General features: G+C 30.2%; 11 protein-coding genes and 1 pseudogene. 7 read left to right on the top strand and 5 right to left on the bottom strand.

All coding sequences use genetic code 11. From position 1 onward, the window contains the following. Positions 1-133: 133 nt before the first annotated feature. From ruvX to paeA, 4 genes and pseudogenes are all read right to left on the bottom strand, one after another. Positions 134-568, bottom strand: coding sequence for a Holliday junction resolvase RuvX (gene ruvX / locus ERCIPSPA2889_RS01090; protein WP_157989036.1), 435 nt, complete (start codon positions 566-568; stop codon positions 134-136). Next, entirely contained in the window at positions 565-1128 is a 564-nt protein-coding gene (locus ERCIPSPA2889_RS01085; RefSeq protein WP_157989035.1) for a YqgE/AlgH family protein, read from the bottom strand. Before ERCIPSPA2889_RS01085 ends, ruvX begins: the two co-directional genes overlap by 4 nt. A gap of 83 nt (positions 1129-1211) precedes the next feature. Further along, entirely contained in the window at positions 1212-2174 is a 963-nt protein-coding gene (gene gshB, locus ERCIPSPA2889_RS01080; protein ID WP_157989034.1) for a glutathione synthase, read from the bottom strand. 1073 nt (positions 2175-3247) lie between these two features. Then, positions 3248-4559, bottom strand: a pseudogene (gene paeA, locus ERCIPSPA2889_RS01075) (polyamine export protein PaeA). A 682-nt stretch (positions 4560-5241) separates the two neighbouring features. Here paeA and ERCIPSPA2889_RS01070 point away from each other — a divergent pair. From ERCIPSPA2889_RS01070 to murA, 7 genes are all read left to right on the top strand, one after another. Then, the gene (locus tag ERCIPSPA2889_RS01070) at positions 5242-6054 is read left to right on the top strand and encodes an ATP-binding cassette domain-containing protein (protein ID WP_157989033.1); all 813 of its coding nucleotides are present in this window, start codon (positions 5242-5244) and stop codon (positions 6052-6054) included. Further along, complete coding sequence (gene mlaE, locus ERCIPSPA2889_RS01065; RefSeq protein ID WP_157989032.1) at positions 6054-6836, top strand: lipid asymmetry maintenance ABC transporter permease subunit MlaE; 783 nt, start codon at positions 6054-6056, stop codon at positions 6834-6836. The genes ERCIPSPA2889_RS01070 and mlaE overlap by 1 nt, the downstream gene beginning before the upstream one ends. A 6-nt stretch (positions 6837-6842) precedes the next feature. Beyond that, positions 6843-7385, top strand: a complete 543-nt coding sequence (gene mlaD / locus ERCIPSPA2889_RS01060) for an outer membrane lipid asymmetry maintenance protein MlaD (protein WP_157989031.1) — start codon at positions 6843-6845, stop codon at positions 7383-7385. A gap of 21 nt (positions 7386-7406) precedes the next feature. Then, entirely contained in the window at positions 7407-8012 is a 606-nt protein-coding gene (gene mlaC / locus ERCIPSPA2889_RS01055) for a phospholipid-binding protein MlaC (protein WP_157989030.1), read from the top strand. Positions 8013-8038: 26 nt separating this feature from the next. After that, the gene (gene mlaB, locus ERCIPSPA2889_RS01050; RefSeq protein WP_157989029.1) at positions 8039-8341 is read left to right on the top strand and encodes a lipid asymmetry maintenance protein MlaB; all 303 of its coding nucleotides are present in this window, start codon (positions 8039-8041) and stop codon (positions 8339-8341) included. 1234 nt (positions 8342-9575) lie between these two features. Further along, positions 9576-9833 (top strand): BolA family protein, encoded by a 258-nt coding sequence (locus ERCIPSPA2889_RS01045; RefSeq protein WP_157989028.1) that lies wholly within the window; start codon positions 9576-9578, stop codon positions 9831-9833. Between the two features lie 95 nt (positions 9834-9928). Further along, positions 9929-11194: a UDP-N-acetylglucosamine 1-carboxyvinyltransferase gene (gene murA / locus ERCIPSPA2889_RS01040; protein WP_157989027.1), complete on the top strand. Its 1266-nt coding sequence runs from the start codon at positions 9929-9931 to the stop codon at positions 11192-11194. A 1014-nt stretch (positions 11195-12208) separates the two neighbouring features. On the opposite strand, the gene dapD is transcribed toward murA, so the two are convergent. Then, on the bottom strand, positions 12209-13033 hold the full coding sequence (gene dapD / locus ERCIPSPA2889_RS01035) for a 2,3,4,5-tetrahydropyridine-2,6-dicarboxylate N-succinyltransferase (RefSeq protein WP_157989026.1): 825 nt from the start codon (positions 13031-13033) through the stop codon (positions 12209-12211). Positions 13034-13659 lie beyond the last annotated feature (626 nt).

The following is a 13659-nucleotide window of genomic DNA, read 5'->3' as shown; positions in this document are numbered from 1 at the left end:
ATTATATAAATATAAATAAATCTCTCTATTAGAGAGATAGCCTATAATAATAAACATAACCTAATGTAAATCTCTTAATGTTAATGTCGCAAAAATAAAAACTCTAGTGTGCTAAAATAACTCTCACTAATGTTTAAATCTGATAATGCGAGTACTCTAACCAACTTTCTAAAATAATTGCAGCAGAAATTGAATCAATAAGATCTTTCTGAAGTAAAGCGGAAAATCCTCTTCGTTTAAATATTTCCGCCCGCGCTTCGACTGTGCTTAAGCGCTCGTCATGTAACTCAACTATTATTTTATAACGTGTATTAAGACACTGTGCAAAAAAAGATGTTTTTTCTGTAAAAGGTTGCTTGCTTCCGTCCATGTTAAGTGGCAAACCTACCACAATATGAGTTGGCTTCCACTCTTGAAAAAGACAATCTATTTGCTTCCAATCGGGTGTACCTAATTGTGCTTTTAATGCTTTTAACGGATATGCAGTACGAGTAATGCGCTGACCAGTAGCCACTCCAATGCTTTTCATACCAAAATCAAATGATAAAAATGTTTGATAAAAAGTCATGCATGGCCCGCTTCGCTAACAATATTATACATATCAATACCAAGATTTTTAGCGGCAGCGTTCCATCGTGATGCTATAGGTGTACGAAATAACACATTACTATTTGCAGTAGTAGTTAACCAAGCATTCTCCATTAGCTCTTGTTCTAACGGACCCTGTCCCCACGCACAGCAACCTAAGGCAACTAGTACATCATCAGGTTGCTCATCAGTACCTAAAGTTTCCAGGACATCGCGAGATGTGGTCATAATCGTATCATCTGAAACACGCATACTAGAAGAAAAAGTTTGCTGTGCTGAGTGTAAAATAAAACCTCGATCTTCTGCTAACGGACCTCCAGCAAAAACTGGTTTATTTAACTTAATCTTAGCTACTTTGGAAGAGTGAACAATCTTTAATTTTTGCAACATCCCTGAAACCATAAGGTTATCCATAGGTTTGTTAACAATTAATCCCATAGCTCCATCAGCATTATGTTCAAAAATATAGACCACTGCTCGCTTAAATAACGGAGTTTTTAAAGTTGGCATAGCAATTAAAAAATGATTTTGTAAATTCATACTAAATATTCTGCATCTATTAAATACCTATTATGTTAGGTATTATCAAAAGAAATCTCTCTATAATAGAGGATAATAATCTACTATGGAAAGCATTTAGTTAAACGTTTTTCGATGGCATCCATCAATAACCCACTAATCGATATTGATAAAGCGGTCTCAATCTCACAAATACAAGTTGGACTTGTAACATTAATTTCAGTTAATCTATTACCTATAATATCTAATCCAACAAAAATAAGACCCTTTTTTTGCAATGTTAGAGATACACGATCTACAATTTCTCTATCACTTTCAGATAACATGCGTACTTCTCCATAGCCACCAGCTGCAAGATTACCCCGTATTTCACCTGCTTTCGGTATACGAGCTAAGCAATATGGTACAGCTTGACCATCTATAACCAGTACACGCTTATCACCATCTAAAATTGACGGTAAATATTCTTGTGACATACAGTATACACTTCCATATCTAGTCATAGTTTCAAGAATCACTGATATATTTAAATCATCCTGCTTAATACGAAAAACCGAAAAACCTCCCATTCCATCTAATGGCTTAACTATAATATCATGATGTCGTTGCCAAAATTTACGAATTTTTATAATATCTCTGGTCACTAATGTCTCTGGTATAAGATCAGAAAACCATAAAGTAAATAATTTTTCATTACAATCGCGTAAACTCTGCGGTTTATTAATAACAAGAACACCTTGCTCCTCAGCAAGCTCTAAAATATAAGTAGAATACAAAAACTCAGTATCCAACGGAGGATTTTTACGCATAAGTATTACATCTAGACTAGATAACGCTATATCTTGTTCATTTTGAAAAGAAAAAGAAGGAGAACTATTATTCTGTATAATTATATTAATTAATCGCGTACGAGCGCGTCCCTCGCTCTGATATAGGTATAAATCAGACATTTCCATATAATACACTTCATAGCCACGAAACTTTGCCTCTATTAACATAGCTATACTAGAATCTTTTTTTAAATTAATTGAGGTAATTGGATCCATTACCACACCCAGCTTAATCATCCTTATTATTTCTCCTATCAATCTCCTTCATGTTTTCAGTACTGACATTTCTTATGTATGAATAAAGCATAATATTATATTTCTTGAGAAACATTACACTCTCAATCTAATAAGCCATTGTAATCAATAATGTTGACTATTGTAAAAAAATTTTATATTAAAGATAAAACATTTATTAATATCTAATAATTCAATCAAGCTAAGCCATACTTAATATTATCATAAGATACATATTCATATCTAATTTATAATATAAATATATACTGTATCAGTAAAATACATTATAATTTTATATTTTCAGTACTCAAATTTTTTATCAAATTCGTATTTTATGTATTTTATACAATGTTATTAGATCTATTCATCTAAGATGGATTATTACTCTGTAATATACATACTTAATTATATTTTTAATATTATATTATATTATATTTTATATACTCTAATATATATCGTCTAAAATTAACAATGACCGTGGCATCTATGATTGATTAGTTAACACATTTGTAAACTTCTATATCTTTATCTTTCACATGATTAGTAATAACAGATTATACTAGGTACAGCAATGCAAAATTTATACTTTTCTAAGATAAAAATTCTTAATCCAAAAATAAACTTTTTATATAATAAAAAATGATCCCCTAATTACTCATTAGATAAACAGCTTCTATCAGATAATTAAAATTTTTATCTACCCGATCTGATCACCATAATAGAAACAGTTAGAGTTTAATTAGATGCACTGCTTTAACATCATATCATTGAGCATAGTTTTCTACTATAATTAATCCCTAAGTAAAATGATATATACATACTCTTATGAAAGAGCGAATCACTTATAATATGACGAAAAACTATGTTGTAATTAATCACTACTGTATCTCTTTATATTGAAGATAATCTAAAATACTTTATTCTGAATCACATTATGTCTTTAAATATAAAATATTTACACATGAAGATTGACATGTCTTAAGATATTAATATTATAAAGATTATGATATTGTATTTTATAATAAATGAAATATAATTTATGTACACAATATACTGTATAGACTATATAGTCTATTTTATAGTTTTACTGAAGATGGTGTCATATGCGTAAAATCAACACGCGTCACGAGAAGCGGATAAATCCGATAACTATTAATATCAACTACCTCAAATTTATATCTTTTTAATTTTATAAAATCAGTACGTTTAGGGATTTTTTTAACATAAACATCATAAAACCACTAATAGTTTCATAATTTTCTACCCCCGGAAAAGAGTCAATTTTCAATACACGCATAACATCGTCAATTGGAATACTGCCTTCAATTAATCATGAACTGTCATCATGCACAATAATCTGATCTTCTAATCCCTTCCCGGCTAAATCATCTGTTAAGGTTATCATGACATCGTTAAGAGTAATAATGCCCGCTACTAGTGCATGCTCATTTATAATGACTGCAAAATCCTCTCCGACAGGTTTAAAACTCTCTAAAGCTTCAGATAACCGAAGGGGATCTGGTACAATAAGTACAGAACAGATCTGTATGTTGCTATTTAACGATAAGGTCTGGTGACTAAGAACGCGTATTAGAAGCTCTTTTGAATCTATATAACCAATAATATGATCAATATCATTATCACAAGCTAGGAATTTTGAATTCGGATGGCGTGTAATCTTCTGTTTTAAACTACATCCATCTTCATCGAGGTTAAAACCAAACTACGTGTTCACGTGGGGTCATTAAAGAAATCACTGTCTGTGACTCTAGTTCAAATACATTCTCAATCAATTCATGTTCTTATTTTCGCAACACACCAACTAACGCTCCTGCTTCAACTATAGCGTATATGTCATCAGATGTAATTTTATCCTGACGCACCATTGGAATTTTAAAAATTCGAAATATAATAATAACGCTGCCATTAAAAAATCACACAAGCGGACGACAAATAAATAGACACACACGCAGGAAATTAATAATTTTAAATGACATTTTTCTGGAGCGTTTATTCCTAAACGCTTAGGAAATAAGTCAGCAAATAATATAAAGAGATTAGTAGTCAGCATAAATGAACATATAAAACTAAGATGCTCTGCGACATCAGCATGAACTATATGCACAAAAATCGTAAAAAATCTAGAGAAAAAGCTGTATCACCAACGATTCCACCCAAAATTGCTACTGCATTTACACCAATTTATATTACAGTAAAAAACATACCAGAATTTTCTTGTATGTTAAGAACATGATGAGCATTAATATTACCATCATCAGCTAAGATCTTAAGCTTAATTTTTCGAGCTCCCGCTAAGAAAATCTCTGAAATTGAAAAAAATGAACTAATCAGAATAAGTAGTATTATTACAAGAAAACTATCTAACATAAAAAATCTATATTAAGTCTCAATAATCCATATAATAAGTCAAAGATTTTAATTAAAAAAAAATTACTAACGCATTATATTCAATTTAAAACATAAATGTGTAGATTCCCGCGTTTACTTATATAGTATTAACACTATGACGCTATAAATACTAAAAAATCTATGATTTTATATAAATTTTCAGAAAATAGCATTACAGTTATAATTATGACCTAATATTAGTATATATTTTGAAAAATCGTGATTGTTATATCATTTAACTATGTAGCAATATTTTAGAAATTTTTAATTTTTCCTGATCAAAGCCGAATAACGCTTATAGGAGCTACTATGTCCTAATAAATTCAGATATACCAAAATATTAATAACACTTGCACAAAAAAACTCTAAAAAAAATATTTTTAACCACATTCATCATAAATAAATTATATAATCACTAGAAGATCTATTTACTATTTGAGGTGGCAAGCAATAATCGAATCTTAATGGATCAAAGCAATATTCAATATAATATTTTATTAATAATACTCACATATATTAAATGCATGATATAAATGCATAATATATTTTATATATCTAAAAATAATATGCCAGAATGATATCTTAGGATGCTCAGAAAATCTAACTAGCATACAATCATTATCTCATAATAACAATACTAGTAGAGATATTTAAAGATCATATGAAACAAAACATAGTAGAAATTAAAAACCTAAATTTTTCTTATAATAATTTATTGATTTTCGATAATATTTCTATTTCTGTTCCTAGAGGAAAAATAACAGCTATTATAGGACCATCCGGCATCGGAAAAAGTACATTATTGCGATTAATTGGAGGACAACTCTATCCGCAACGCGGAGAAATATGGTTTAACGATAAAAATATTCCTGCTCTTTCTCATTCATGTTTATATCAAGCGCGAAAAAAGATGAGTATGTTATTTCAAACTGGCGCTCTATTCACAGATCTTAATGTCTTTGATAATGTTGCTTGGCCGCTTCGAGAGCATTCGTATTTACCCAGACCATTACTAGAGAGCGTAGTAATGATGAAATTAGAATCTGTCGGATTGCGGGGAGCTGCGCACTTAAAACCTTCTGAGTTATCAGGTGGCATGATGAGAAGAGTGGCATTGGCACGCGCTATTGCTCTAGAGCCAGATTTAATTATGTTGGACGAGCCTTTTGTTGGGCAAGACCCTGTTACTATGAGTGCTTTAATTAAACTAATTCAAAATCTTCAACATTCTTTAAATATAACTTTTATTATCGTATCTCATGATGTTTTTAAAGTTCTAAATTTTGCTGACTATACATATATTATAGCGGATAAGACAGTATTGGCGCAAGGCACCACAGTAGAACTGCGTAAACATCATAACATCCGAGCCCGTCAATTTATCCACGGTATTGCTGATGAACATATGCCATGCTTCTTTCCTTCTAAGGATTATCTACAAGATTTAATTGGATCAAGAAAAGGCATACAATAATGTATCTAAAATTATTGACTGTACTGGGTCATAAAGTAATCACCTTTGTCGCTTCTTTAGGGCGCGCTGGATTAATACTATTCCATGCACTATTTGGCCTTCCACGTTATCGTTTGCATATATCGTTATTAGTAAAACAACTATATAATATCGGGTTTTTATCACTATTAATCGTTATGATTTCTGGGTTATTTATTGGAATGGTTTTAAGCATACAGGGATACCAAGTATTAAAAACTTATGGTGCTGAAAGCGATCTTGGGATGATAGTGACCATATCACTTCTACGCGACCTAGGGCCAGTAGTTACGGCGCTCTTATTTACCGGACGCGCTGGATCAGCTGTTACTGCAGAAATAGGTCTTATGAAAGCTACTGAGCAACTTGCAAGTATGGAAATGATGGCTGTTGATCCATTAAAACGTATTATTCCTCCTAGATTTTGGGCCGGCTTTATTAGTATGCCTTTGCTAACTTTTATCTTTGTCTCAGTTGGAATTCTTGGTGGTGCAGTAGTAGGTATAAGTTGGAATGGTATTGATTCTGGTTTTTTTTGGAATGCTATTCGTGATGGAGTACACTTAAAACAAGATATTATAAATTGTGCAATTAAAAGTTTAATATTTTCTGTAACTGTGATATGGATAGCGCTATTTAATGGCTATGATACTACTCCAACATCTGAAGGAATATGTCAAGCCACCACAAAAACCGTAGTGCACGCCTCACTAGCAGTACTCGGTCTAGATCTTATTTTGACAACGCTAATGTCAGGGCACTAATACACAATGCAAACAAAAAAAAATGAAATTTTAGTAGGTACGTTCTTGCTTGTTTCGCTAAGCGCGATTCTTTTTTTATGTCTTAAAGTAAGTGGTCTCGGTCCATCACTTACTACACCAAGATGGAAGCTATATGCCACTTTTGATAATGTAGGTAACCTAAAAACAGGTTCACCAGTTAAAACTGGAGGTGTAGTAATAGGTCGCGTGACTAATATTACACTAGATCCAAATAATTACGCGCCAAAAGTTCAAATGGAAATTGAAAATCAGTATAATAATATCCCGAATACAAGTTCACTTGCAATACGAACCTCCGGTCTATTAGGTGAGCAATATTTAGCACTTAACATTGGTTTTAGTGACCCAGATCTAGGTACTAATATATTAAAAGACGGTGAAACTATCCAGGACACAAAATCTACAATCATACTCGAGGATATAATTGGTCAATTTCTATATAAAAATGATAATGCTAACAATAAACATCGATTTTCTATAGCTGACATTGCAAACCCAGAAAAATCAAAAACCTCGGCTAGCAATTAATAATCCATGATAGAGGTCAATATGTTTAAATTTATACTTATTCTCATAATACTATTTTCTTCACAAGCAAAAACAGCAGAAAATGTACAAAGCAATCCTTATAAAATTATGGCAATAGTTGCCATGCATACTTTTGATCGCATTAAAAATGAACAGATAATTATTAATCACAATCCATCTTATCTTCAAAAAATTATAGAGGAAGAGCTCTTGCCCTATATACATATAAAATATGCAGCCGCGTCAGTATTAGGGCCTTATTACAAAGGCTCAACTAGAGCTCAACGCAATAACTATTACAAAGCTTTTAGAGTATATGTCTCTCGTATTACTACTCAAATGTTAACAATGTATCAAGGAGAGTCTTTTTATATTACACCGGAAAAACCCATTCATACCGAAACGATAGTTCCTATTCGCATAACTATTATAGATCCTACTGGCGGACCAAGAACACGATTAGACTTTCAATGGCGCAAAAACAGTATCACGGGTCATTGGCAAGCCTACGATATTATCGTAGAAGGTGTGAGCATCATTATGACTAAACAAAACGAGTGGAGTTATATTTTACGCCAACAAGGTATAAATGGTTTAACAAAAAAACTACAATCCTATACCCATTAACCAATCATATCCAATAAACAACAAAAATGAATAACCAGCTAAAGTGGACAATAGAGAAAAAAAATCTCTATCTTACAGGTGCATTAGTACATAAAACATTACTACCTTTATGGAAGCAACGTCATTCAGTAATGAAATGCATAGAGAACATAGATATCTGTGCATTAACACAAGTCGATACAGGTGGTCTAGCTTTACTCATTCACTTACAAATGAAGAATATAGATCATCAAAAACAATTACGTATTTCTATTTCTGGAGTCACGAGTAAAATCAATTCTCTAATCACACTCTATAACCTGCAAAAAATTATTAACAATAAGCACTAAGGGATAAGGTCGCTGATACTCAAAATACACTACAAGACCATCTGATAACTCAGACAATCTTTTAAGAAAATTTTCTCATTACATTTACATCTGGTATTATATAAAATAATAGTATTATAAAGAATACATATATTATAGATGATGTGTAATCAATCTATAAAAATTATGCTACTTTATCAACTCTAATCAATCCTGTTGATAACACTAACAGCTTACCTGAACGCATATCATTTTACAAAGCGTCATTTTAGAAAGGTCAAACTTAATCTTAATTAAAAAAATTACCTTAATATCTTATTGTATAGTTAATGTCTACTATATAGAAACCCTAAACATTTTTATAATTGCTAATTTATATATAAGGTTTTAGTTAACAACCCTTACTCGCTCTACTATCATCGTCTATACAACTCAGTATATAACCAATATATATGAATATGCTCTAGATTTGTTGTTAATTAAATCTAAGTAAGAAATATATTTATAAATATTATTTATACATATCTCTTTGAGTTATTAAGATAAATAAAATTTTCTGCATGGAATTTAAAAAAACACACACCTATATATACTAATAGTATTATATACTATATATATAGTTTAGTAACTTTTATAATTATACTAAGAGATCCATATTATGTGCTACGTCATGAACATGTATAATAACTAGTTATTTTTACTTAAAGTAAAAATAACTAATGACGAGACTGATCTTAACAGAATATAACATGACGATGATATATAAAATGTTTTCAACCCAAGTGATAATATATCACATAAAATATAAACAAGATCTCTCTCTAAAAGATTATTTTAATATCCTGCTTAATGATTTTAAAAATTAAAATTTCTAACAATAACAGATAATTATCCAAATCTTATATGAGGAATCATACCTGTACAATTGTATATAGAAATCTACTCAAATATTACCAATTTATGTTACTCAGAGAATTTAAAATTTTTTTAACCTACCTTTCTTAAAAGAACCATAGAAAATAATTATAAGAATAATATAATTTACATTTAATAAAACTTTGTTAGATTACCAATAGCTCATTAAAGTAATGATTAGATTAATATAATGATAAAGTTAAGTGATCCATAGAATATTCTTTTAACTTTATTGCAGAATCACGTAATTATGAACAATTCTAAGATAGAAGTATTTTTTTAAAATTTTTTATCTTCTTATAAGATGTTTGCTTATTTATGATATAGTGAGATTCAGAAAATGGTTGATAATAGTATTATTAAGTCTGCTCTACTAAAAATATTACCATTACAAAAAGTATATGTTACTGGTGATAGCAGTCATTTACAGATTATTGCGATTGGTCAAATATTTAATGGACTGAGTCGCGTTCAAAAACAAAAAATAGTATATGCCCCTCTAGTATCCTATATTACCGATAATCATATACACGCTATTTCCATTAAAACATTCACCCCGGAAGAATGGAATCGTGATTCGCAATTAAACAATCATTAAATCATACTATGATTAATATATAATTCTTGTGTGACCATATAAAATATTTTACAGAACTTACTGGTAAGCATTTCTAGAAATTTCGAGTAGTGATAATGGATAAATTTCGTATAAAAGGTCCAACCCGGTTAAGTGGTGAGGTTACTATTTCTGGAGCTAAAAATGCTGCATTACCTATTTTATTTGCCGCTTTGCTTGCTGAAGATCCAGTAAAGATATATAACGTTCCGAGGTTAAGAGATATAGAGACTGCCATAAAATTACTAAGAAAGCTAGGTGTAAAAGCTAAACACGAGAATGCAGTATATTTAGATTCCAGTAAAGTTAGTGTATATTGCGCTCCTTATGATTTAGTAAGAACTATGCGAGCTTCAATTTGGGTTTTAGGACCATTAGTGGCGCGTTTTGGACAAGGCCAAGTATCATTACCGGGAGGTTGCGCTATTGGTGATCGCCCAATTGATTTACATATTACTGGTCTCAAGCAACTAGGCGCTCATATTAAATTCAAAGGTGGTTATATTAATGCTTTTACACAACATCGTCTAAGAGGTGCTCATATTGTAATGGATAAAATTAGTGTTGGTGCTACAGTCACTATCATGATTGCAGCTACACTCGCAAAGGGTACCACTATTATTGATAATGCTGCACGAGAGCCAGAAATTGTTGATACCGCTAATTTCTTGAATACGCTAGGAGCAAATATTACTGGAACAGGTAGTGACTGTATAACGATTATAGGTGTAAAGAGACTAGGTGGTGGTATTTATCGCATTTTACCTGATCGTATTGAAACTGGAACCTTCTTAATCGCAGGCGCTATCTCTGGCGGTAAAGTGATGTGTCGAGCTTCGCAACCTAATACTTTATGTAACGTATCTGAAAAACTACGCGAAGCTGGAGCAGACATCCAAGAAGGAAAAAATTGGATTAGTATAGATATGCATGGAAGACGACCAAAAGCAGTTAACATTTCCACCGCTCCTTATCCGGGTTTTCCAACTGATATGCAGGCTCAATTTAGTCTTCTAAATTTAATTTCTGATGGGTCTGCACAAATTACTGAAACTATTTTTGAAAATCGCTTTATGCATGTTCCAGAACTTTTGCGCATGGGAGCAAAAGTTTCAATTGAAAATAGGAATACCCTTATTTGCCATGGTGTCAAAAAATTATCTGCAGCGCCAGTCATAGCTACCGATTTACGTGTTTCCGCTAGTCTTGTATTAGCAGGCTGCATTGCTGACGGAATTACCTTAGTAGATTGTATCTATCATATAGATCGTGGCTATGAACTTATTGAAAAGAAATTAATTGCATTAGGAGCAAACATTCAGCGCATTAAAAGTCAAAATTGAGTGTACTTCAGAAGTATTATCAGATATAAAACTATTAATTTTGCCATTAGCAAAAAAATAACAAAAACCTCAGGATACTGATTTTTCATACCAATTATTTTATTAGTATCTATCATACCATTTCTGAAAATATTCATTTAGTATATTTTTGTAAAAATTATATGCTCTAAATAAAATATTTGATGTTTAAGTTTAATTAAAAGGTGTTATCAATTTAAGTTTTCTCAAGATATTACTAATAATAAACTTTGCATTAACCTATCTTATAATTACCTATACTGTATAATTTTAGTTATGGTGTTAATGTTGTCTAAATTAATACGTTTATCTATATAATATAAATTCTTATCATGGTTATTTTAAATATGAACCTTTATAATACTTGCTTCTAATATAGAATATTTTTGGTAAATATCCATTTAATAATTGATTTACTGTAGATAAGTTTTAGTAAAATCTTTAAAACATAACAGCTAAATATAAAAAAAAATAAAATAAAAATATAGAATTACGACAATGATGCAATTTGTGTTACATATGTATTCATATAATATATTAATTATAAATATAATTTTTACTGTAACTAGGCGAAAAATATACGTTTATAAGAATGTTATCAAAAACTAGTTGGTTATTCTTAATACAGAAACTACATGGATCATTCATTATGCAGTTATAAAGATTAGATTTTATCTATATAAAATAAAATTTAATGATTTTTAAAAATGAATTAATAGACCCTATAATGTTATACATAACAGAAAAACAGATCGTCAAACAACATTCCAATTTTAGTTAGGGCTCTCTATCTTTTTATATTCTCAATAAACCATATAATATTCAGATCAATACATAATTATAAAATAGAAACCTATTTTTATATATTAATCTATACTTGATGATATATATAATACAAACCATTTTTAACGCTAACCCTATTAACAAACAATACTATAATATTTACAGTAATACTGATATATTTTTATATATCATTGATAAACATATAAATAAAAATTATTCACTGCTACGTAATAACTGGTTGATACTTGTTTTTAAAAGAGTCTGAGCATCTACTGTCTTAACAATAACCGCACAATAAAGGTTATATTGTTTATTTTTAGATGGCAGACTACCCGGAACTACAACAGAACCTGCTGGGACACGTCCATAATATATCTGCTCAGTATCACGTGCATAGATTTTTGTGCTTTGCCCGATATATACTCCCATAGATATTACTGAACCGGTTTCTACAATAACTCCTTCAACAATTTCTGAACGTGCTCCAATAAAACAATTATCCTCAATAATAGTTGGTTTTTTTTGCAATGGCTCTAAAACTCCGCCGATACCAACACCACCAGACAAATGTACATTTTTACCAATCTGCGCGCATGAACCAACAGTTGCCCAAGTATCAATTAATGTACCTTCATCAATATATGCACCGATATTAACATAAGAAGGCATTAAGACAGTGTTACGAGCAATATATGAACCATACCGCACTGATGCTGGTGGAACAACGCGCAGTCCTGCTTTTTTAAAACAATTAACATCATATCGTGCAAATTTCATAGGTATTTTATCATAACAAGGATTATCTAAACTACCCATGATTTGGTTATTTCTAATATAAAAAAAAAGTAATATCGCTTTTTTTACCCATTCATGAATTATCCACTGACTTTTAATTTTTTCAGCGACACGCAAACTTCCATTATCTAAAAGAGCCATAACATCATAAACTGCTTCACAAGTATACTGATCAGCGCTCTTGGTGTTACCAATATGCAAGTTATCAAAGGCATCATTAATAATTTTTTGTAACTGTTTCATAAATATTTTAGCTCATTTTATTCTTTTTATTCATGCTACTAAAGAACACCTTTTCGTGTTTTATCTGCAACCCTCTAATTTTTTAAATCAAATGATCATATTAACCCAATTACCTTCGTATTTTAATAAAACCTACAAAACCAATTATTTAATAATATTAAATATAATATAATATTATATTATTTTATTTTTTGTAGTGATATAGATTAAAAAAATAAAAATTATTTTTATATTAATAGGTTTAACATCTAAAAAAATTGAATATGTACTTTAAAAATATTTAAGTAAGAGAATCTCATGATGCATACTAATATAATTTTTTAGATCTTTAGAAAATACGTAATATACATTTACACATATCAAATAAAAAAAGATTTACATGTGAATTTATAGATTCATGCATTGTTTTAAATTAAAAATCAACAACCTATATTAGGGTAGATAAAAAATGCTTAATGCACAAGATATTTTTCTAGTAATTGCATATGCTAGAAACGCTTACCTCTTCAGTATGAGAAAAAATTTAGAAAAATTTTAACAGCATGGACTATCTTACTGAATTTTTCATCTTAAAAAGTGAAAAAATTTTCATATTAAAAATACCTTATACAAACAAACGGAAAATT

It is taken from the genome of Candidatus Erwinia haradaeae (assembly GCF_900698985.1).
Taxonomy (GTDB): domain Bacteria; phylum Pseudomonadota; class Gammaproteobacteria; order Enterobacterales; family Enterobacteriaceae; genus Erwinia_E; species Erwinia_E haradaeae_B.
This window is presented reverse-complemented; position numbering and strand designations above follow the sequence as displayed.